Annotated in this window: 16 protein-coding genes and 6 pseudogenes; 5 read left to right on the top strand and 17 right to left on the bottom strand. The window is 57.1% G+C overall.

All coding sequences use genetic code 11. The features are described 5' to 3' along the window. Positions 1-137 precede the first annotated feature (137 nt). Positions 138-1,076, top strand: coding sequence for a nucleotidyltransferase and HEPN domain-containing protein (locus GA0061101_RS28150; RefSeq protein WP_092576232.1), 939 nt, complete (start codon positions 138-140; stop codon positions 1,074-1,076). Between the two features lie 947 nt (positions 1,077-2,023). Continuing rightward, positions 2,024-2,374, top strand: coding sequence for a DUF2934 domain-containing protein (locus GA0061101_RS28145; RefSeq protein ID WP_092576105.1), 351 nt, complete (start codon positions 2,024-2,026; stop codon positions 2,372-2,374). 340 nt (positions 2,375-2,714) lie between these two features. On the opposite strand, the pseudogene GA0061101_RS28140 reads toward GA0061101_RS28145, so the two are convergent. The 5 genes and pseudogenes from GA0061101_RS28140 to GA0061101_RS28120 all read right to left on the bottom strand — a co-directional run. Beyond that, positions 2,715-3,144 (bottom strand): annotated as a pseudogene (locus GA0061101_RS28140) (L,D-transpeptidase); the annotation flags it as partial. A gap of 11 nt (positions 3,145-3,155) precedes the next feature. Then, positions 3,156-3,681 (bottom strand): annotated as a pseudogene (locus GA0061101_RS28135) (VOC family protein). 103 nt (positions 3,682-3,784) lie between these two features. After that, positions 3,785-4,633: an alpha/beta fold hydrolase gene (locus tag GA0061101_RS28130; RefSeq protein WP_092576102.1), complete on the bottom strand. Its 849-nt coding sequence runs from the start codon at positions 4,631-4,633 to the stop codon at positions 3,785-3,787. Between the two features lie 51 nt (positions 4,634-4,684). Continuing rightward, positions 4,685-5,230, bottom strand: a pseudogene (locus GA0061101_RS28125) (SDR family NAD(P)-dependent oxidoreductase); the annotation flags it as partial. A 653-nt stretch (positions 5,231-5,883) separates the two neighbouring features. Beyond that, positions 5,884-6,204 carry a nuclear transport factor 2 family protein gene (locus tag GA0061101_RS28120; RefSeq protein WP_162732593.1) on the bottom strand — a complete coding sequence of 107 codons (321 nt, stop codon included), beginning with the start codon at positions 6,202-6,204 and terminating at the stop codon, positions 5,884-5,886. 250 nt (positions 6,205-6,454) lie between these two features. Here GA0061101_RS28120 and GA0061101_RS28115 point away from each other — a divergent pair. Next, a pseudogene (locus GA0061101_RS28115) lies at positions 6,455-7,163 on the top strand (IS6 family transposase). 176 nt (positions 7,164-7,339) lie between these two features. Here GA0061101_RS28115 and GA0061101_RS40345 read toward each other — a convergent pair. From GA0061101_RS40345 to melA, 10 genes and pseudogenes are all read right to left on the bottom strand, one after another. Then, positions 7,340-7,480: pseudogene (locus GA0061101_RS40345) on the bottom strand (sugar kinase); the annotation flags it as partial. Between the two features lie 32 nt (positions 7,481-7,512). Next, the gene (locus tag GA0061101_RS28105) at positions 7,513-8,571 is read right to left on the bottom strand and encodes an ABC transporter ATP-binding protein (RefSeq protein ID WP_092576090.1); all 1,059 of its coding nucleotides are present in this window, start codon (positions 8,569-8,571) and stop codon (positions 7,513-7,515) included. Positions 8,572-8,612: 41 nt separating this feature from the next. Further along, entirely contained in the window at positions 8,613-9,926 is a 1,314-nt protein-coding gene (locus GA0061101_RS28100) for a D-tagatose-bisphosphate aldolase, class II, non-catalytic subunit (protein WP_092576087.1), read from the bottom strand. After that, positions 9,923-10,876: an SIS domain-containing protein gene (locus GA0061101_RS28095; protein WP_092576084.1), complete on the bottom strand. Its 954-nt coding sequence runs from the start codon at positions 10,874-10,876 to the stop codon at positions 9,923-9,925. The genes GA0061101_RS28100 and GA0061101_RS28095 overlap by 4 nt, the downstream gene beginning before the upstream one ends. Positions 10,877-10,887: 11 nt before the next feature. Continuing rightward, a complete protein-coding gene (locus tag GA0061101_RS28090; protein ID WP_092576081.1) occupies positions 10,888-11,745 on the bottom strand; it encodes a carbohydrate ABC transporter permease in 858 nt (285 codons plus the stop codon). Then, positions 11,745-12,662, bottom strand: a complete 918-nt coding sequence (locus GA0061101_RS28085; protein ID WP_037190900.1) for a carbohydrate ABC transporter permease — start codon at positions 12,660-12,662, stop codon at positions 11,745-11,747. Before GA0061101_RS28085 ends, GA0061101_RS28090 begins: the two co-directional genes overlap by 1 nt. Continuing rightward, a complete protein-coding gene (locus tag GA0061101_RS28080) occupies positions 12,659-13,912 on the bottom strand; it encodes an ABC transporter substrate-binding protein (protein ID WP_092576079.1) in 1,254 nt (417 codons plus the stop codon). Before GA0061101_RS28080 ends, GA0061101_RS28085 begins: the two co-directional genes overlap by 4 nt. 36 nt (positions 13,913-13,948) lie before the next feature. Continuing rightward, entirely contained in the window at positions 13,949-14,899 is a 951-nt protein-coding gene (locus tag GA0061101_RS28075; protein ID WP_092576076.1) for an N-acetylglucosamine kinase, read from the bottom strand. Then, complete coding sequence (locus GA0061101_RS28070; protein ID WP_037190907.1) at positions 14,896-15,690, bottom strand: DeoR/GlpR family DNA-binding transcription regulator; 795 nt, start codon at positions 15,688-15,690, stop codon at positions 14,896-14,898. Before GA0061101_RS28070 ends, GA0061101_RS28075 begins: the two co-directional genes overlap by 4 nt. Positions 15,691-15,837: 147 nt before the next feature. After that, a complete protein-coding gene (gene melA, locus GA0061101_RS28065) occupies positions 15,838-17,154 on the bottom strand; it encodes an alpha-glucosidase/alpha-galactosidase (protein WP_092576074.1) in 1,317 nt (438 codons plus the stop codon). A 97-nt stretch (positions 17,155-17,251) separates the two neighbouring features. On the opposite strand from melA, the gene GA0061101_RS28060 reads away from it, so the two are divergent. Then, entirely contained in the window at positions 17,252-18,103 is an 852-nt protein-coding gene (locus tag GA0061101_RS28060; RefSeq protein WP_245297589.1) for a helix-turn-helix domain-containing protein, read from the top strand. A gap of 1,068 nt (positions 18,104-19,171) precedes the next feature. Next, positions 19,172-19,441, top strand: a complete 270-nt coding sequence (locus GA0061101_RS28055; RefSeq protein WP_092576071.1) for a hypothetical protein — start codon at positions 19,172-19,174, stop codon at positions 19,439-19,441. Between the two features lie 327 nt (positions 19,442-19,768). Here the strand turns inward: GA0061101_RS28055 and GA0061101_RS28050 are convergent. Both GA0061101_RS28050 and GA0061101_RS28045 read right to left on the bottom strand, forming a co-directional pair. Further along, positions 19,769-20,125 (bottom strand): annotated as a pseudogene (locus tag GA0061101_RS28050) (elongation factor G); the annotation flags it as partial. A 36-nt stretch (positions 20,126-20,161) separates the two neighbouring features. Then, complete coding sequence (locus GA0061101_RS28045; protein ID WP_047555775.1) at positions 20,162-20,890, bottom strand: creatininase family protein; 729 nt, start codon at positions 20,888-20,890, stop codon at positions 20,162-20,164. Positions 20,891-20,893: the final 3 nt, after the last annotated feature.

Below are 20,893 nucleotides of genomic sequence, written 5' to 3'. Positions count from 1 at the left end.
ATAAAAGTCTAGTGTAATTCTCCAATTTTTGATGCAACATTTTTGTTGCTTTTCTCACAGCCTTCGCGCACCCTGTGGATTTGGAGCGCAAGCTCCTTTATGCCTATCCAATGTCCGTGAAAGAGCCGCCGTTGTTCATGAAGTCCAGCATCGACCATCTACCGCCGCTCAAGCAGCGCGAGCTCGCTCGGGTCCTCGAGGTGTTACATGAGGAGTTTGAAGACGCGCTGAAGGGCGGCTCAGCGGATTTCAAGAAGCGTGGCCGCATCCTGAAAATCATCCTGTTCGGATCCTATGCGCGGGGTAGCTGGGTCGACGAGCCGTATACCAAAAAAGGATACCGCTCGGACTTCGATCTGCTGATTGTCGTCAACAATCGCAAGCTTACCGATTTCTCCGGCTATTGGCAGAAGGCCGCGGATCGGTTCATACATTTGCCGGAAATCAAGACGCCGGTGAATTTCATCGTACATTCACTTCGCGAGGTGAACACCCTACTCAAGCAAGGCCGATATTTCTTCGTCGACCTCCGCCGAGATGGCATTGTGCTATATGAGCTTGATGACACGCCGTTGGCCGATCCCAATCTCCTTCACCCTGCGGATGCCTATAAATTCGCAACAGAGTATTTCGAAGACCGGCTTCCCCATGCTCGGAAATTCGCAAAAGGCTCGTTGTTTTACATGAATGAAGGTGATCTCAAAGAATCCGCGTTCCTCCTACATCAGTCGATCGAACAGGCTTACGCCACGCTGCTACTCGTGCTGACCAATTACAGCCCAGCCTCCCACAATCTCAAGCACCTGCGTGGCCTCGCTGAAAGTCAGGCGCAGCAGTTGGCGAACGCTTGGCCCCGCGATCAGCAGCGCTTTGTCGCCTGGTTCAACATTCTCAATGAAGCATATGTCAAGGCGCGCTATTCAAAGCACTATGAGATAAGCCGTGAGGCGCTCGCCTGGCTCTTGAACCGCACGACGGATTTGATCGATCAGGTAGAAGCAGTCTGTCAGGATCATCTTGAAGTACTGAGGATAGAGGTGGAAGAAGCCGATCGCCGCTCACGGAAACGATCATAGTCGCAGAATTACGACGTCGTCGGATTTCTTCCACGAAGCCCCTTTCGGCGTGACATGTTTGTCACGAGCAAAATGCCCAGGACGATAGGATGGTCGGCTGGATCGACCTTCGCAGCTCCTAAATGAGCTTCCAACGTCCGGCTCCAAAATCAACTCCCTGCGCCGGACGCAGGAGGTATTGACTTGTCTCGAAATTCAACGACGCGTTCTGGCGGCTGCTTTGACGGCAAATCCGATACTGCTCGTAATAATCATCAAATAGTCCATGACACGATCGCGCTTTGCGGAGACAGCGCGCCAACGACCGTGGCATGGTGCGCATTTGAGGCTTGGTGCGAGGGTGACGATGAAGAATATCAATTCTGGCTGGGCATCTTCCACCGCCTGCGCAACTAGAAAGGCGCCGTTCTCATTGATGGATCAAGCTAGAAAGTGCCTTGCTTAGGAAGCGCTTTGCGGCCTTGGTATTGTAGCTCGGGGACAGAAAGGGATCGATCGAATCACGGTGTTGCCGACGGTTCGGTAAAGACGCCCTACTTGCCCTTGACCTTCACATACGTCTCATCGACCCATGAACGGCGCGATGGCGAGGAACGATGTCGCCACCAGAATGCGCATACCGCAAAAGAAGGCTGTCACTGTCATATCCTGATCTTTCTCGAAGTGTTCATGAGGGTAGACATCCCGCTCCTCGCATTATTCCGAGCGAGCTAACTTCTTTGGTGGTGGGTTTGGTGCGGCTGGTCCGGCAGGACGCGAGCAGCGCAACGTTCGCGGGTGGAACTGCGTTCCCGTCGCGTCGGAAGCTAGGGCACTTAACGGCGCCTCCTCCCAGCGATCGGTCCTCGATCCCGTATCGAAGCGGTCGCGCCCGGCGTGCGCATAGCGCAACCATGTTTGGAACATTCGCTCCTCACATTTGTTGATAACCCAAAGAGGAGATCATCATGGCACGCGACAGGATAACCAAATCATCAATCGACCCTACAGCTAGTGGGAATGTTGAAACTTCGCAGCCGTCCAACGTCCGCGATCGCGAAAACGAGATCCGAGAGCGGGCGTATGCCATATGGGAGCATGAAGGAAAGCCCGAGGGCAAACACCTTGAACATTGGGAACGGGCGGAGAAGCAGATTGACGGTGAGTTCGCGCCTGGTGGTGTAGCGATTGGGAACGACGAAGTATCCAAGCTCGCCGCACGAAAGGAATTCGTCCGAGAGCATCGGGATACCCTGCCTGTCGCGAGCGACGTTGAAGACGCAAGTGAGCGCGAGACTATCGCGGGCACCCAAGAATAGCGGTGGAAATTACGACGCATTAGACGCTGACTGCCAACTTATTCTAACCAGGAGACCCCGGTGGCAGGCGAAATGAGAAGCCGCGGGGTCAAATCTTCACTTCGCTTGACACCCGGAGGAGTGTCAGACTGCCGCGACGGCGAAGGCCAGCTTCGTATTATGCCCAGTTCGTCCCCTTGAACTTCATCTTGCCGATACGATGGCGGCGGGCGGCATTGTGTTTGAAGGGCATAGCGGTGGCACGAGGTTGAGGCGATCGCAGCCAACTATCCCATCATCGTTAGGCGATCCGTGCACCAACGCCATTCGGCGGCTTCCAGCGCGGCCACTTCTGACGTTACTGGATGAGGCCATCGCCCCGCCAAGCAAGCCCTCGCGGCCGATACCGACGCCGTGGCGCATCGCAGTCCCGCCCGGCTGGACGATATAGAGAAAGCACGAGGAGGTGTCCACGACGATGGTGCCGAGTGCCTCGCCAGTCAGATCGATGACCTGATGGCAATAGTGGCGCGGATCGATCTGCTGGTAAGGAACCGGCGGAATGAGGAAGCCACCATTCTCAATTGGGCCGTACATGGTGTGGCCAGCTCTGCATCCGTCGGCGCCGGGGCGGTCTGAATGGGGCGGATCGGATCTGGGAGAGGCGTCGGCTGCTGCCCCACCATCCGGCCGGCGCCGGAGGTAGAGGCGCAACCTGCCAGCGCCGGGGCCGCAGCCATCGCAGAGAAGGACAGAAAGCTGCGGCGAGACGTTGTGTTTTCAAAACTCATACCGCTCTGTCCTAGTCCTGCCACCGGCGCAGATCCGTCTGGTCATGGTAGGCCATGCGGTTGGGAGTGGTGATGAACTCAATCGTCCGTGCCCCAAGGCACGCGGCAGTAGCACACCTTGTTTCCAGCACCTTTTTCCGTTGCGTAGGGAATAGCGCGCGGTGCGGTAAGAGACGTGCCTCCAGCCTTTTCGAAGCGCTCCACCGATGCGTCGATGTCGTCGGTGTAGACCCCGAAGTGCGTAATGCCGAAGTCGCTCGGCCGGACGGGCTGGGCTTGTTCGGGGCCGTGCATTTCGAAGAGCTCGATGTCCGGTCCGGTTCCGATCTTAACCATCGCCTGTGCACGCACGACCGTTCCAGGGAAAGCGCCAGTGGCCCGCTCGAACTCGGGTCCCTACCGCGGCGGATCCTGCGGTCCGAAGGACTGGTAGATCACCTGGCCGCCAAACGCTTCCACCAGAAACGATTTTGCTGCTTCGATGTCGGGCACCGTGATGCCGATATGATTAACGGCGCGAACGACAGGTGTGGTCATAGTAGTTTTCCTTTCTTGTTGAATCGACGAACGCAATAGTTGCGGGCGAAAATCGCCTGCAATGTCGTGCTCCGCGCGCCCGCGACGGGGCGGCCGAAAAATTTCAACTGGCCTTGAGGAAATCGATCAGAGCGGCCGCTACTTCATCCGGCCGCTCGTCCGCGACATAGTGGCTGCACCGCGCAATTGAGCCGCCTGTCACATTGCTGGCAAACTCCTGAAGCATCGGGACCATATGCGCACCGAAGCGCTGTTCCCCGCCGAGCCCGAGAACCGGTATCTCGAGCGGTTTCTTCTTGTACTCGAGCGCGGCCGCATGGTCTGCGGCGAGGGTACGATACCATTCCATGCCGCCGCGCGTGCGGCCAGGAAGGGCCATGGCTTTCGCGTAGATCTCGATGGCCGCCGGACCGAACGTGCTGTGATCGTAGAACCGCTCCGCCATGAAGCTCGAAACATAGTCATATTCACGGCCATAAATCAGGCGTTCGGGTAGATCCCGGTTCATATGAAAACCGAGGTGCCAAATCCTTGCAGTCATCGCCTCCCATTGTGTCCAGCCGGGGAGCGGAACGTCCAAGACGGCCAGGTGGGTAACAGCTTCCCGATAAATGGCGGCCTGGGGCAACGCCACCATTCCACCAATGTCATGACCGCACACGGCGTAGCGTTCATGCCCAAGGGCGATCATGACCTTGTGCGCGTCGCGCGCCATCGTCGCCTTGTGATAGCCGTCAAGCGGGCAATCGGAAAAACCCGCGCCGCGCAGATCCATGGCCACCACGCTGAAATGCTCGGCCAGCAACGGCATCACATGGTGCCATTCCCACCATGTTTCCGGCCAGCCGTGAAGCAGAAGGATCGGCGGACCGGAGCCCCCCGTGACGGCATTAATCTTGATGCCATTCACCGGCACCAGCTGCTGGGTAAACCCCTTCAAAGCTGCGATCATGATAATTTTCCAGTCGATGTTGAAGTTCAAAACAGAGGTTGCGACTAGCGCTCAAGGCTCGTCGAAATCGGTGGCGATCGTGATCTCGCGCCAGGCGTCGATATCACTGCGGAAGGAAGCCAGCTTTCGCTCAGCAATCGAATGTGCGACGGGGCCGAGGGGCAGATGAAGCGGGGCGTTATCGGCATCAACCGCTTGCACGATCACCGCGATCGCCTTTTCGGGATCGCCTGCCTGATTACCGTTGTTGGTTTCGCGATAATGCTTGCGCGAGCTCGCGGCGTATTCCGGCATCTCATTGGCCACCATCGTGATCGAACGTCCAAGGAAATCGGTGCGAAACGGCCCAGGCTCAACGATCAGTACGCGGACGCCGAACTGCTTCAGCTCGCCGGCGAGCGCTTCGGAAATCCCTTCCACGGCAAACTTTGCGGCATTGTAATATCCGCCGCCGCCGCTGCCCGCGATCCCTGCGCCGGACGACATGTTGACGATCGTTCCCCTCGAACGTCGCAGGATGGACAAGGCTGCTTTTGTAGTTTCGACAAGACCAAAAACGTTCACTTCGAACATCGGTCGATATTCTTCGGGCGTGCCGGTCTTTGATCGGAATGCCGGCCGGCTTCACGTCGGAATCCGCATACTTACAAAAGACGGCATTTCAAATGGCGTCGGTTCCAGAGTAAGTTATTTGTACGCGGCTCACTAGTATTGCAACGAGGCCGGTATGCGTGCCTCAGCGTCCGTACCGAATAAAGCTTGCATCAGATACTCCTAAGATCTGAATTTACTCGCAGCAACATCGGCGTCATTAATTCTGACAGTCCAATGATTGCAAAGGAGCTTGTTATGGCGCCCGTTAAGACCGAGGATTACGAAACCTCAGCGATCGAAAATACAGTCTCCCTCTCCCTCGGCACGCGGGTGGCACGTGATTCGTCAGCTTTCGCCATGAGACACAAATCCGACGACGTATTGCGGCTGAAGGCCGAAGGTAAGTCAACGGATTGTATCGTCCGAGAGGCAGGTGTTAGTCGGTCAACCGTCACCAGAATTTTGCGTTACGTCGAACGAGCATCAGCAGGGTAGAAGTCGGTGATGCTCCAGCTGGATAGCTTTGAACCTATCACCAATGGAGCTCAAACATCAAACGCAGCGGCGTAGGAGCATAAGTCGCGGCGGCGATGGACAGGCGCATTATTTACATCTGCATTTCGAACTTAAGGGACAGATCCCAGACAAGATAATCGTCAAGCTCTGCTAGCTGCAGCATATGTTGCACAGATTGAGGTAGCTGTCGCGGTATCGCCCATAATCTCCACATCCTGGTTTGTGAACGTGTGTTGGGTCTTCACGCCCTTATAGGACTCCTTGTTCCATTTCATCGGATTATCGGAGCTAATGATCTGCGACGGTTTGACACCTCCGAAATCAATGACCACCTCATCCGAAAAAAGTTGGCGGTGATCTTCCCATCGCTTTTGATCGGCATACGATCCAACCCGGCTCAAAACCCTTTGGATGGACAGGATATCCACCACGTCCGCAGTCGATATGAAGCTTCTACGCATACATATTCCCTCTTCAATTGGGGTTTGACATGAGCGCCCAGTCATCGAGCGCTCGACTTTCCACTGATCAGAGCGGCCGCAAAGCCAGAGCTGCAAACCAGTTTGCGGGCCTCCACAGATCAAGCCCGGCGGAAAGCCGCGCTATTCTCACGAGCCGATCTGAGGGGAATTCCGGCGGAAGCCGGCTCATCACCTGCCGGATCGGTACTGCCAAGTTGTTTGAGGCTGGCGTGTCAGGTATCGAGGCGCAATGAAATTGCCGCGCCTTTTTCCCCGGTTGAAGGGGTTTCGCTTTCCGCGTGAGATTGTTGCTTATGCGATGTGGGCCTATTACCGGTTTTCGCTGAGCACGGCGGATGTGGAAGACCTGCTTGCTGAATGCGGCGTGATCGTCAGCCGGGAAACTGTTCGATTATGGATTAATCGCTTTGACCGCCATTTTGCCACCTGCATTCGCAGGGACCGCCCCAAGCCAAATGACAAGTGGCATATGGATGAGGCCGTCATTGCAATCGGCGGACAGAAGTCTGGCTCTGGCGGGCGATCGATGCTGATGGCGATGTGCTCGACATCTTGGTTCAGCGGCGCCGCAACACCAAGGCGGCCAAGCGTTTCTTCTCCGGACTGGTCAGGCAATTTCGCGAGGCGCGCGTCGTCGTGACGGACAAGCTTGGCAGCTACGTCAAGCTTATACAGACCCTGGCGCCGGATGCCGATCATCGGGCGCATGAGGGCTTGAACAACAGAATTGAAAACTCGCACCGGTTGACCCGAAAACGCGAGAAGATCATGGGGCGGTTCAAATCGCCTCGTCAGGCGCAACGCTTCCTGTCAGCTCATGACCAAATCAATACGATCTTCCCCCCTCGCCGCTATAGTCTTACCGCCATTTCATACCGCCATGCACGGATTACGCATTCGGCCTGTGGGCCGGGTACACCGCTGAAATGGCGGCGTAAAATAGCCGCCCCGTGATGGCACGCGACCAGCCTCAAACAACTTGGCAATACCGTTTTCGGACCCGAAGAGTTGGATACCCTTCGCCTCACCAAGACACGGTTTGCAGGGAAACAGGGCAGAAAATCACGGATCCCAATGCCGGCGGTCGGTTCGCTACCTGTTTGCGACAGAACCGTTTTGCGGCTGGGTCGATGAAAATCGGTGGCGCACCGGACGGGAACGGGCCGACTAGGTTCATGGGAGATCGGAAGCCATAGCCTTTTTCGAGCGCGACGATCTCGACGAGGACTTCTCCGATAACTAGGATCTTATTCAATATGATCTCCCATAGCCGGCAAGCGGATACATTTACGACGTAAGCCGCGTTCCACTCACCGAGTCGAACAAATGCACCTTCGCGAGATTGGGCGACAATTTGATATGATCGCCGGCTCTAAGGTCAAGGCGCTCCCTAACACTTGCAATCATCTGGTCAGGCCCGACTTTCACGGTCACTTGCGTCTCGGCACCGGTCGGTTCGACAAGCACGACCTCGCCGTTCAAGCCGTCGCCCTCCACGCCAAGGTGCTCGGGTCGTATGCCATAAGTGATCTCGTGGCTATCATGAACCGAAATCCCCGGAGGCAACGGAAGTGTGACATCATCGTTTGAAACAAAGCTGCCCCCCATGCTCTTGCCCTTGATGAAGTTCATTCCGGGTGAGCCGATGAACCCAGCGACGAAAAGGTTCTCCGGGCGGTCGTAGAGGTCGAGGGGCGAACCGATCTGCTCCACGTAGCCATCACGCATCACAACGATCTTATCGGCCATGGTCATCGCCTCGATCTGATCGTGCGTCACGTAGATCGTGGTCGTCCTCAACCGCTGGTGCAGCTGTTTTATTTCCGAGCGCATCTGCACGCGTAGCTTCGCATCGAGATTGGAAAGCGGCTCGTCGAAAAGGAACACTTGCGGATTGCGAACGATAGCTCGACCCATCGCGACGCGCTGGCGCTGTCCTCCTGACAGGTTGCGGGGATGGCGTTCGAGAAGATGTTCGAGGCTCAATATCTCGGCTGCTTCTCGAACGCGCGCCTTGATCTGGTCTTTAGGAGCTTTTGCCAGTCTGAGCGAGAACCCCATGTTCTCCTCGACGGTCATATGAGGATAAAGAGCATATGACTGGAACACCATCGCAATGTCCCTTTCCTTTGGCGCCACGTCGTTGACGACGCGACCTCCGATGGAGATTCGCCCATCGGAAATCTCTTCGAGCCCAGCAATCATCCGCAGAAGCGTGGATTTCCCGCACCCCGACGGGCCGACGAGGATGACAAATTCGCCGTCCTGGATATCAATGTCGACCCCGTGAAGGATCTCGTGGTGGCCATAACTCTTGCGAGCATTCGCGACGCTGACTGACGCCATGGGTATCTCCGGTTTGAACGCTTTTGCGGCGAGGGCTGCGCTTATCGCAACTGACGAGTAGTGGCCGTTGCCACCGAATAGGGCGCTAACGCGCTGTCGATCGCTGCGAGGCAGAGATCCCTCGCTCGCGGCGGTACCCGTCCCGCTACAACGTCTGGGTAAACACGAGCCAGGTGCTGGCTTATGAGGGTTTCAGGGATTGTATCGGGAAGCTCTGCAAACAAGCTTTCCACCGCGCGCAGTGCCTCGCTCTCTGGCCAGTAATAGCGAATGCGGTCGCTGTAGCTGAAGTGCCGTTGCAATCGCATCTCATCGCTGGAACCATGATAATGGCGCGACCAATGCTGCGGCTGGCCTACCATGATCGCTTCCATCTCTGCTGGCAAATTGCCTGCGGTACGCTCCGGCAAGAGAATGGCTCGGATCGCATCAAGAGCGTAAAACGCTTCCCGCAGTGCGAAGGTCAGACCGGGTCCGACTTTCAGGATCGCAAATCCGTCATCGACGAGGGAGGAAAGTCCCTCAGCGGTCTGATAATCCGTAGAATGGGCCTCGAATAGCAAACCCGGCATACGATTGAGTCTGGATGCAAGTTCGCGGGCCTTTTCAGGTTTATACAAGACCACGTTCGCATTTCCGAATTCGACACCGGGCTGAACGACGATCCCTATGACCCGGTCCATCGCCTCCGGGACGGCCGCCTCGTCGAATGCGGCCGCGTGCACAGCCAGCGTCTTCGCCGCTGCTTCTGACCTCGTCACTTCGAGTTCCTCGATCGCATGTGTCGCGCCGCCGGGAGGCGGAACTTCGGTTCCGATGATATAGACAGGCGGTCGGCGACCGGCGCGTCGCGCTGCGTCCTCTGCTGCTTTCGCAAGCCGTGCCGCCCGCTCGGCGGTCAGTTCATCAGGCAAAGCCGCTGCTTCCCCGGCGCATCCCATTGAGGTGTCGAGGTGCAACTTTTCGAAGCCCGCCTCGACATAGGCTTCCACCATCTTCTCAGCCCGCGACATCGCTTCTTCGGCGGTGAGCTTCCCCCACGGGTTGGGTCCGAGATGATCGCCGCCGAAAATTATGTTTTCTGGACGGAAGCCGATCTTTTCGGCTATCCTGTCGATGAACCTGCGGAAAGCCGCCGGTGTCATCCCCGTGTAGCCGCCTTCCTGGTTGACCTGATTGCAGGTGGCCTCGATCAAGGCAACGCTGCCCTCGTCAGAGGCGCGCCGTAGCGCGGCCTCGACGACGAGCGGGTGTGCGGAGCAAACGGAAACGATGCCGCGTGGCAACTCTCGCTTCCGTTCGCCGAAAAGCTTGGAGAACGCAATTTTCCGGTTCTGGTCGACGATCTTGCTCATGCCAGCTTCACAACCTTCGTGAGGTGCCTTGGCTGGACGGTGTCGATGCCGCGGGACTGCGCGACCCGCTCTCCGAGGATCTGAAGCGCAGGCAGGAGAGCCAGGCCCGCAAGCGACAGATCGAAGTCGACCGCGAGTTCGATATCGCCCGGACCGCCGATCCCGATCACGAAGGCACCCTTTTCGCGCAGCTCCTCGACAAGCTTCATTTCCGCATCCTTCTGATCGGTGCTGTAGAGCATGACGGCTGCCGTCTTGGCGTCGACGAGGCTGATCGGGCCATGTCTGTACTCGAGGGGATGAAACGGTTGCGTCATAACCTGGCTCATTTCCAAAAGCTTCAGCGCGCCCTCCGAAGCGATACCGAACAAGGGACCGCCACCGAGGAAGACAAAATGGCCGCGGTCCAGAACTTCATAGTCGAGGACTTCATCCAGCTTCTCTGCAAGAGTTTGGGCAGAAGCGACGATCGATGCGGGGATTTCGGAGCCTACCATCTGCAGACCGAGCAAGAGCATCAAGCTCGCGGAGGCGGTCATGACGATACCTTCCTCTGCATGCGTCGGCGATGTGACAACCGAATCGCTGTTCTTGGCAAGCGTACTGTCCGCCTCGACGGTGAGTGCCGTCACGAAGGCGCCGTTTTCCCGGCTGTTTTTCGCGGCGGCAACGGTTTCGGTCGTTTCACCGCTGCGAGAGATCGCAACGACATGGGTGTTCTTCCAGTCGGACCAAAAGTAGGAGGGTCGGTTGAGCCATTCGGCACCGGGAACCGCGATAGCTCGGCGGCCGGCGCGGTTCGCGTAGGCGGCAAGCGACATGGCGAGGTAGTAGGATGTTCCGCATCCCACGTAAACGAGGACGTCCTGTCTGGCAGTCGCACTGTTCGCACCCCGCGCCTTTTCCCAAAATGGAAACTGCTCGCGGATGACTTTTTCGGTGGTGTTCATTTTAGCTCCGATTACTTGACCGAGCCTGCCAGCAATCCGCTGACCAGATATCGGTTGAGAAAGATGACGACCAAGGCCGGGATAACGATCGCGATGGAACCGCTGGCCGTGATCAGCCCGTAGTCGATGAAGTTCTTGGTGACGAACTCAGGGATCAATACCGTCAACGGCTTGGTCGCCTGAGGCGAGAAAATGAGCGGCACGAGGTACTGCCCCCAAGCCCCTAGAAACGTCAGGATCGCTGCTGCCGTCAGACCGGGGCCTGCAAGGGGGAGTACGATCTTGAAAAGGATGTACAAGCGCCCTGCCCCATCCAGCTGCGCCGCCTCTTCGAGTGCCAGCGGCAACGCCTCGAACACGCTGCGCAACAGCCAGAGCGACAGCGGCAGGTAGGCAGACACGTAAATAAGGGCAACTCCGACATAGGTGTCGACGAGATGCATCTTGATCATGATCTGGTAGAGCGGGATCAGAACGGCGTAAGCCGGAACGGCAAGAGTCGCCACAACCAGTCCGAAGAGAACGTCACGCCCGGGAAAGCGCATGCGAGTGAACGCATAGGCACCGAGCGCGGACACCGCGACGCAGAGAAGCGTGGCGGCCGCCGAAGTAATCACGCTGTTTAGAAGCGCCAGTCGAAACTGCCGCCATACCTCGACCCCTCCGATACGGTCGACATTGATGCCGAGAAGTCGAGAATAGTGGGCGAACGTGAAATGCTGCGGGAAGAAATGGATCGGCCTGACCGAGAAGTCGTCCGTTGGCGTTACCGAACTGGCGACCGTCCAGTAGATCGGGCCGAGAGACCAGACCAGCAGAACGGCGATGCCCGTCCATATCATCACACGATGATGGAGCGATGTTTTCATCAATCGAACCTCGTGTTGCGATAGACCCGGAGAACGTAGACGAGCGAGATGAGCAATGAGACGAAGGTGATGACAACCGACAAGGCCATGCCATATGAGAAACGCAAGTTCTGGAATGTCTCGAGATAGATCTGAACAAGGATCGGCCGAGTTTCCAGGCTTGATCCGCCTAAGACCCACGCCTCGTCGAAGAGGTTGAATGCATTCACCGTAGCGTTGGTCATCGACACAGCGATCGCGCTTCGTACCAGCGGCAACGTGACGAGAGCGAACATCTGTGGTCGTGTCGCTCCGTCGATACGGGCTGCTTCGTAAAGGTGCGCCGGGATACTTTGCATCGCCGCCAGTACGATCACGATCGTTAAAGGCATCATCCGCCACACGTGGACGACGGTGACGGCAATGATCGCACTCGTGCGGTCATTGAACCAGACATGGTTCTCGAAAGGCAGTCCCAAAAATGTCAGGATACCATTCAGGAGGCCTGCGCCCGGCTGGTATATCCAGAGCCAGATGACCGAATTTACGACGCCCGGGAGAGCCCACGGTAGTATGACCGCCGCGAGCACCCACTGCCGACCTACCCTGATTTGGTTGATTAACGATGCGGCCAGGACGCCAAATACCGTTTCGGCGACAACCGCCAGCACAACATAGATAAGCGTATTCATCCAAGTGCTGCCGAGCTGGGCGTCGGACAGCATTCGAGTGTAATTATCAAGTCCGACGAATGGCGTCCCGGCTTGCATCGGGTTGATCCGATGGAGGCTGTCCCACATCGTCCGGGTCATCGGATAGAAGACGAGGGCCGCCATCGTTATGAATATCGGGGACACCAACAGCACGCCCAGCGCGGTGTCGGCATTCCGGCCGACACCCTTCTTCGCCGCGGTCCCGCTATAGGAGACAGCGCTCATTGCGCCATTGCCTGCTTCGTTGCGTAAGCGATACTTTCCACTGCCTGATCAACGGTCATCTGGCCCTTGGCAACGCTGTTGATCGCGGTGTTCACGCCGCTCGAGAACTGGGGATACCACGGAGGTGTTCCCTGCGGGAAAAGCGCTTCGACGGTCTTCGATTGCGCGATCAACGCGTCACCGCTGTTCAACTTGCCTTCGGAGTTCAGCTCGCTCAATGCAGACGTCCTGGTCGGAAGGAAGCCGTTCGCCATGTTTTTCTTTTGAAACTCGCGGCTTGTGAACCACTTGACGAAGGCCACTGCCGCGTCCTTGTTCGGGGAAACGTTCGGAATGGCAAGCGCCTCCGGCAGACCGAAGCTGCGTGTTTCTCCGCTTTCCGTCGGAACGAGGATTGCCTCGACCTGTCCGGCAACCTTCGACTGCTTCGGATCGTTCATCGAGCCAAGGCGACCGGGTTCACCCGAGATCATGATGCTTGTGAGCCCTTGTGAGAAGATACCTTCGTTGATCTGGCTATCTTTCAGTCCGGTAGACGCAGGATCGACCAGACCCTCCTTCAGAAGCATGAGCTCAAATGCGAGCGCCCTGTAACCTGCCGAGTCAGGCTTGGTGAAGAGCGGATTGAAATCTTTGTCGAACAACTCGCCGCCGAAGGCCTTCGTCAGAAGATACCAGCTCGTCGATGCGCCTTCGGTAGCTGAAAGCGGTAGGCCGATCGGATAAGTGGCGATGCCCTTTTCCTTGATTTTCTTTGCCGCTGCGACCAGCTGATCGAGAGTCTTGGGCATCTCTGTGACCCCCGCGTCGGCGAAATGCTTTTTGTTGACCAGCATCACGCGGAAATCGTTGGTGTATGGGATCCCGAGAAGCTTGCCATCGACGGTAAAGATCTTGGCAACACCGATGTCTTTGATCGTGTCAGCGTCGACCACATCGTTCAGGGGCATATACCAGTCGGCAGCTGCGAACTGGCCCGTCCAGGACCAGTCGAATTCCGTCACGTCGGCGGGGGCAGTGCCTGCGACGAGGGCCGTCACCAGTTTCGGTCGGATGTCATCCCACGAGAGTGTCTGCAAATCGACATGGATGCCCGTCTCCGCTTCGAATGCCGATGCAATGTCAGGCCCTTGTGGCGATGGCATCAGCACGGTGATGGACTTACCCGCTAGGGGCTTGTCCTGTGCGGCAGCAGGGAGAGCGATGGCCAGCGCGGCCGAAGTGAGCAGTAACAAGAATTTCTTACGCATGTTCCCATCCTTCTTATGTTTAGACCCGGCATCGGTTCAATGCTCAAACGCCGCCTTCGCCGATTTTGCGACGCGTTCGATCCAGCCTTCATCTGTGGGCCAGTCGAGAAGTTGGGCGGCAGCGAAAAGAGCTCCGCCGATTGGGGGCAAGCTCGGACAAACCGGGGGACGGCCAATCCGCTTTGCCAGTGCCTCGAGAAGCAGCCTGCTTCGGAACGTTCCGCCCGCGTAGGTCCAGTTTGCTCCCGGCTCGCACTGCGCGGCTATCGCAAGGTGGTGGCTCGCAAGCTGGTCCGCAGCCAATTCGAGAACAGCAATTGCGGTATCATCGCCTGCTGCCGCTGTGCGATCGACGACCGCCGCCAGAGCGGCAATGCTTGAACGTCTAGCGTGCGCTGTTGCCCAGGAGCCCAGCGACTCCATAGGATTGTTCCGGTCCAGCCCGAGGTGAGAGAAGATCGCTTCGGTCAAGGCAGTCGGAGCAGAACGCCGATCGATGCTTTGACTCACCGCGTTGAGTGCCAATCGACCGATCCAGTGGCTGCTGCCCTCATCCCCGACAATGTCGCCCCATCCGCCGACCCGAAAAGATTCACCCGCCCGATCTCGCGCCCAAGCCATCGACCCCGTGCCCGAGAGCAGGAGTATCCCGGACCTGCCTGCAAAGGCTCCAAGATGTGCCGCATCTACATCGTTCAGGACGCGAGTGCGGGCGTTCGGAAACGCTCGGTTGACGACCTCGTCCAGTTGCCGCGAAATCGTCGCCACTTCACCGAAGACCGGGAGGGCTGCCGCGACCGAGACCAACCCTTCTTGGTGACGGAAGGGCTCCAGGCATCGACTGAGTTCGTCACGCCAACCGGGATTGTCCATGGCGTTCACACCACCCCCGAAGCCAGTTCGAAGGAAGGTGCCGTTTCGGTCGGCAAGAGCGAGCATCATTTTCGTGCCGCCACCGTCAACGCCGAGAATCAGGTCAGGCCTCAAGACTTCGCCCCCTGATCAGCAAACAAAGTCTCGACACCGGCCTTTTCGAGCTGCGTGCGCCATTCGTTGGACAGACCGTCGTCGGTGATCAACTTTGCCTCGCTGAGTGGGGCAACCTTGTAGGTCGCAGTCGTACCGAACTTCGTCGAGTCCGTGAGGACGAACTTGCTGTTTGACCGAGCCAGCATCTTTCGATTGACGCTGGCTTCTGCACTGTCGACGCTGTAGATCGCGCCATCGTTGCTGATCGCGCTGGCACCAAGGAAAAGCTGGTCGAACCAGATGGATTCCAGCATGGCTTCGGCTTGCGGACCCACGAGGGACGCGTTTTCGCTGCGAAGCTGTCCTCCAACCAGAACGACTTCGAGGTTTGGAACGTTTATGAACTCCTGAGCCACGATCAAACCGTTCGTGAATATCCGCAGAGGAATCGGATTGATGCGGATCAGCTTGGCTAACTGCAGAACAGTCGTCCCGGCATCGAGGAAGATCGCCGTTCGGGGGGACAGGAGCTCATACGCGTGCGCGGCGATCGCGCGCTTGGCGGCCAGCTGCCGCTTTTCGCGCTCCTGGAATGCCAGTTCCACAGAAGTACCTTCCGCGATCCGGGCACCCCCGTGCACGCGATCGATGGCGCCTGCTTCCTGCAGCACCTGAAGATCGCGTCGAACCGTAGCGAGCGACGCGCCCACGGCGTCGGCAATATCCTGGATACTAGAGAACCCATTCGCATAGAGATGACTACGTATGAGATCGAGCCGATCGGTCTTCAAACCATTGGTCAGACTCATGAGCACCTCCTCTCGTCATTCAATGATGATCACATAACGGGTCATTTCGCTCATTGTCAATCATAATATTGACGTTTTATGATCGATTTAACGAACAAAAAACGGCGCTGGATGAGCGCCGTTGTGTGTCTTCCGATGTTGAGCTTTTCAGCGATAGGCGGGTAGCAGATCGCCGTGTCGCTCGATCAGGTCATCGACCATGCGCCAGATCTCGTCCGGCGACAGTTCAGCGGAAGTGTGCGGATCAAGGAGCGCTGCCTGGTAAATCCTGTCCCGCTTCCCAGTAAGAGCGGCCTCCACCGTGAGTTCCTGGACGGAAATGCTCAACTTCATGACAGCGGCAAGCTGAGAAGGAATCCGGCCGATCCGGACAGGTTGAATTCCGTTGCGATCCACGTGGCACGGCACCTCGACGATGCATTCGGGGGGAAGGTTCTCAATCAGCCCTGCGTTGGGCACATTGCCGTAGATGAGAGCGGGCTTCCCGGTCGTCGCAGCATGGATGATGCCAGCAGCATATTCGTTGCTCCGGCAGACGTCTATTGGCTTGCCGCCCTCCAGATCCTGTCGTAGAGCGTGCCACTCGGATATCTGGACCTCGCATCGGCGGATATACTCGTCGAGCGGTATGTTGAGCTCATTGATGAGTTCCGGGCGTCGATCTTTGATGTACCAGGACGTATATTCCGAAAAGTGCTCGCTGGACTCCGTAACGAAAAAGCCGAGCCTCTTGAGCGCATCGAACCGCACTCGGTCGTCCTCGGGCACGTTGCCCTCTGCGGCAAGCGCCTTGAGCCGGGGATACAGATCCTCGCGCCGGCCGTCGGCATGAAGTTTCTCGTACTTCAGGAAGAACGCAATGTGATTGATCCCTGCGGAAAGGTAGTTGATCTCGCCGATGTCTTCTCCCAGGCATTCCGCAAGGTGGCCCGCTGTGTGCTGAACGCTGTGGCAGAGACCTACATTGCGGATCTCCGGCGCGATCTCCTTGATTGCCCAGCAATTGATCGCCATCGGGTTCACGTATTGCATAAGCAAGGCGTCGGGGCAGACTTCCTGCATGTCGCGGCAGATGGTGTGCAGGACTGGGATGGTGCGAAGGCCCCGGAAAATGCCTCCAATGCCCAGCGTGTCTGCAATGGTCTGACGCAGACCGTATTGCTTCGGGATATCGAAATCCGTCACGGTCGCAGGCTTGTAGCCGCCCACCTGCATCATCAGGATCACGAAATCCGCATCTTTTAGCGCTTCCCTCCGATTGAGCGTCGCTTCGATCCGCACACGGTTCAGATGCAAGGCCTCGCAGATGCGACGGGCCACGATCTCTGAAGTTTTCAGCCGCTCCGGATCGATATCGAAAAGACTGATGACATAGTCGTGGTCGGTCGGCGTCGATAAGACGTCACCGAGAATGTTTTGAGCGAAGACGGTGCTTCCGGCTCCAACGAGGCAAATTTTCGGCATGGGGTTGCTCCCGAGTTGATGACCGACAACTGATTGCCTCTTCCCACCGAGAATTTCTTCCTGCTAAATGGAAAATAATTCCAGGATCGGAGCATGTGTGGGCAACGAATCGACGGTAAGCGAAGGTAAGTGGATTGGATCCCCGCGAGACTTTACGGTTGAGCGCCACGTCGCGGACACGATGATCTCTGCCCATTGGCACGACCACATAGAGATCAATCTCCTCCTTGAGGGGTCGATGACCTACCTGTTCAACGGGAAACAGGAATATGTGGAAGCGGGTCGAATGGTGCTGTTCTGGGCAGCAATCCCGCACCAGACCATCTTCGTCACTCCGGAGTCTCCGCTGGTATGCGTCTATCTCCCTCTCGTGGACTTTCTCGCTTTGCCGATCGACGCGGCGTCGAGACAGGCAGTCCTTCAGGGTGCGTTCGTAAACGAAGCCGAAGCCTCCAGCGGGACCATCAACGTTCGCGAGCGCTGGGCCGATGAATGGCTGGTAGGCGGCTCGGCGCGCCAGCAACTCGTAAAGGATGAAGTGTCGATCGTGGTCCGGCGACTGATTCTCGATCACACGTTCGACAGGCCTGCATTGGCCTCCAATCCGAGATTGTCGGGTTCGGAGATACGATACACCCAACTCCTTACTGATTTGATCGGTCAGCGATATGGTGAAGCGCTGACACTGGCGGCGATAGCAAAGCACGCGAACGTCCACTCGACCACTGCCAGCAGAGCATTTCGCAGCGTATTGGGAATATCCGTGATGGAGTACTTGACCCGGTATCGGTTGGCTCGCGCCATGCAGAGGCTAGCCGAAACGGATGACTCGATTTTGGACATCGCGGACGATTGCGGGTTTGGGTCGGCTGCTCGTTTCTACGAAGTTTTCAAAAGGCAGACGGGTATGACGCCCAGGCACTTTCGCGTTTCCACCAGGCCGAGGTAGCAAGGTGTCGAAACTGGAATGGGGATTACTTAGCCCGAGCAACGGCCACCACCATAAAACGCACAACATTGGCGCCCGCGTTGATCGAACTTATCGGCCGACGTTTATTGGAGAGACAACCAAAGACCACCAATTGGTGGATATCGGGGTTCCGTCGCCGACGTGAAGCGGATCACCTCATTGGTAAGAACACTTAGTAGTGGTCAAAACCATCCGGTTGCGGAAATGATATCCGATTTTCCACGCTCCAAAGGGAGCAAGCCCCCGCCTTCAAGGGAATCGGTGTTTTGCCTGAGCAGGCGTCGGCCGACACATGTCGTCGCCGGACCGAGCAGTCAATGCGGAGAGGAAGGGAATCGAACTTCTCATCCGATGGAGGCGTTATATGACGCCTTAGTCCGGAGTTAAGTATTTAATACAAATAAGATAATTTTAGTCGACGCTGCTCCGTAAACAATGCTCCCATGCGTGTGAGGGCGGACGCCGACATGCTCGGTCTGCCGATCGTAACGGCCTATTCGCCTCAGCACATCAGCTTTTCCCGGACATGGCGCCATCACCTCGATGGCCTTGCTCAGACGACGATTCGAATTCATTGAACGCGTGCCGACACAATAGCATGAAAATCGCTTCGTTTATGTCACGTCCGTCGAGGAGGCTGGGATTGGCGCGCAACACATCAATCGTCCGCTGAGTAACGCGCGTTGCCCCCGTGTCGGATCTGACAAATTTGCGAGTCCAAAGCAATAACGCTTCACGAAAATTGAGATCATTTGGAATAGATGCATATTTTTGAAAGGGCATAACACCGCTCATCTTGCAGGCGGGAGTACCTATAAACCCTCAGTCGCCACCGCCCACTTATTCGGTTGGAGACGATATCTCATCTTACGATTTGAGTACGAGGAGGCCACGCAACGCTAGCGAACAGAGCTTTCACAAGCTCTAGGGCCTAAGTCCTTACTTGGTCGGGACTTTGGTCCGTATTCACGAGCGCCGCTCATGGCATACTACATTTAAGGCGCGGGATAGCGCGTCACAGCTGTATGTAAATGGGAATGGAAAGACATGAAAAGGATTGTAATCGCGGCGCTGGTGCTCGCAACGACCTTGGCCGCATCGCCGGCATTCTCTCAGGTCTACTTTGAATACGGAGTCGGATCTCGCTACGACTATGATGCGCCGCCGCCACGCTATTACAGCGATCCACCGACCTACGCAGATGATGGATACTATGACGCTCCGCGCTATAGGTATCATCGCCGGTGCTGGACAGAGAGGCGCTACGGCTACCGTCATCATCATCGGGTAGTAGTGCGCGAAACCGTTTGCGAATAGTTGGTGCGAACGGCGAGTTCTTCCCCTCTCGCCTGATGCGAATGCCACAATTCACAAAACTGTCACACAATGATAGATTGAGCTGCGCAAGTTACTAAACTCCAGTTCACATCCGACTCGCGCTCTCAACAGTACTCCTGTTGTTGCCCTGCCTGGCCCCACCTGGCAGGGCAATTTTCTTTGAGGCAATTGGAACCCTAAGTGGGCGACACATTGCGCAGAAGTTAGTAACTTTTCACTCGTGTCATCAAGCCTCCAACATACTTCAACGACTAACCATGCTATACCCATGCCGGATAACCATCCCCGAGTGTCAGCGAATGGTCACACAAGCCGCGATGAAATGGCATAGAGCGCGTTGCTGGGCGGCTCGCGATCTTCGATCAGTTCTTCGAGAAGCCGGTCATCGAATTCGGACAGGTGTTCCAGGAGCTCGCTGCGCGCTTCGTGCTCGCGCTCGGCCGCGCTTTCGGGGATTGCGATCAGCGCCGAAGTCTGGCCTTCCCGATAGCGCCACGCCCGTTCCGAAATCAGATCGCAACTGCCTATGATCCTGTCCCCCTCGCGGATCGGGATCTGGCGAAGCAAAAGCGTGTGGTTGGCGTAGTCTTGAAGCGCGGCGATCACGTCCCTCAGCCGCCCTCTCGGTTCGTCCATCCGGTTGACGAAGAGGATGCACGGCGTCTCCGGTAGGAAGCAACAGCGATCGGATCGCATTTGTCATCTATCCGAGAGGAATAAATCGACAAGTTTGACGCTCTCATCAACGATACGCGCAATCAGCGCCTCACCCTTGGCTGCCGTGGACGACGTTGGGTCGCCGAAGACGCCGGATTTGTTGAACGTGCTGAGACTGATCGCCTCCATGCCAAACGTCGCGGGGAATGTCGGATATTCCGCTGCGGCCTTGTCCATTCTCACCAGATGAGGGGCCAGCGCCAGCATCATCGAGGTCTCGACTTCGTCCGCATGGTAGAAGGTCGGCGCGGCGGGTTTGCTGTCGCAGATATCGTTTGCAGCCTGCTCCATACCTGGATAATCCAGATGAAAGACGGGAAAACCCGTCTCCTGCTTCAGCAGACGGGCAGCCAGCGCGATCGGCTCTCGATTTCCAAAATGGCCATTGACGATGACGAGCGCCCTGAAGCCGGATCGTGAAAGTCCCCGACCGATATCCATGAAGATCGCGCGCATGGTGTCTGGCGAAAGCGACAGTGTGCCCGGGAATCCTTCGTTGTTCCATGCGTCACCGTAGGCAATCGGCGGCAACAGAAGACCGCCGATTGCCTCGGCAATGCGCCGCGCCACGCCCTGTGCCATGACCGTATCCGTCGACAGCGGCAGGTGTGCACCGTGCTGTTCCTGTGCACCAACGGCCAGCACGGCAACCGCACCCTTGCTAATCGCCTGCCCAACTTCAGGCGAGGTAGCTTCATGAAGATCAAGCATCGT

Origin of the sequence: Martinezella lusitana (assembly GCF_900094565.1) — a bacterium.
Lineage (GTDB): Bacteria > Pseudomonadota > Alphaproteobacteria > Rhizobiales > Rhizobiaceae > Rhizobium > Rhizobium lusitanum.
Note: the sequence above shows the minus strand (reverse complement) of the source record. Positions and strands in the feature narration are given on the sequence as shown.

Excerpts from the sequence above, each read along its gene's own strand:
- GA0061101_RS28055 (WP_092576071.1), top strand. The coding sequence starts at position 19,172 with ATGAAAAGGATTGTAATCGCGGCGCTGGTGCTCGCAACGACCTTGGCC.
- GA0061101_RS28100 (WP_092576087.1), bottom strand. The coding sequence starts at position 9,926 with ATGAGCAAGATCGTCGACCAGAACCGGAAAATTGCGTTCTCCAAGCTT.
- GA0061101_RS28105 (WP_092576090.1), bottom strand. The coding sequence starts at position 8,571 with ATGGCGTCAGTCAGCGTCGCGAATGCTCGCAAGAGTTATGGCCACCAC.
- GA0061101_RS28045 (WP_047555775.1), bottom strand. The coding sequence starts at position 20,890 with ATGCTTGATCTTCATGAAGCTACCTCGCCTGAAGTTGGGCAGGCGATT.
- GA0061101_RS28120 (WP_162732593.1), bottom strand. The coding sequence starts at position 6,204 with ATGCGTAGAAGCTTCATATCGACTGCGGACGTGGTGGATATCCTGTCC.
- GA0061101_RS28070 (WP_037190907.1), bottom strand. The coding sequence starts at position 15,690 with ATGAGTCTGACCAATGGTTTGAAGACCGATCGGCTCGATCTCATACGT.
- GA0061101_RS28085 (WP_037190900.1), bottom strand. The coding sequence starts at position 12,662 with ATGAGCGCTGTCTCCTATAGCGGGACCGCGGCGAAGAAGGGTGTCGGC.
- GA0061101_RS28150 (WP_092576232.1), top strand. The coding sequence starts at position 138 with ATGAAGTCCAGCATCGACCATCTACCGCCGCTCAAGCAGCGCGAGCTC.
- GA0061101_RS28095 (WP_092576084.1), bottom strand. The coding sequence starts at position 10,876 with ATGAACACCACCGAAAAAGTCATCCGCGAGCAGTTTCCATTTTGGGAA.
- GA0061101_RS28080 (WP_092576079.1), bottom strand. The coding sequence starts at position 13,912 with ATGCGTAAGAAATTCTTGTTACTGCTCACTTCGGCCGCGCTGGCCATC.
- GA0061101_RS28130 (WP_092576102.1), bottom strand. The coding sequence starts at position 4,633 with ATGATCGCAGCTTTGAAGGGGTTTACCCAGCAGCTGGTGCCGGTGAAT.
- GA0061101_RS28090 (WP_092576081.1), bottom strand. The coding sequence starts at position 11,745 with ATGAAAACATCGCTCCATCATCGTGTGATGATATGGACGGGCATCGCC.
- GA0061101_RS28145 (WP_092576105.1), top strand. The coding sequence starts at position 2,024 with ATGGCACGCGACAGGATAACCAAATCATCAATCGACCCTACAGCTAGT.
- melA (WP_092576074.1), bottom strand. The coding sequence starts at position 17,154 with ATGCCGAAAATTTGCCTCGTTGGAGCCGGAAGCACCGTCTTCGCTCAA.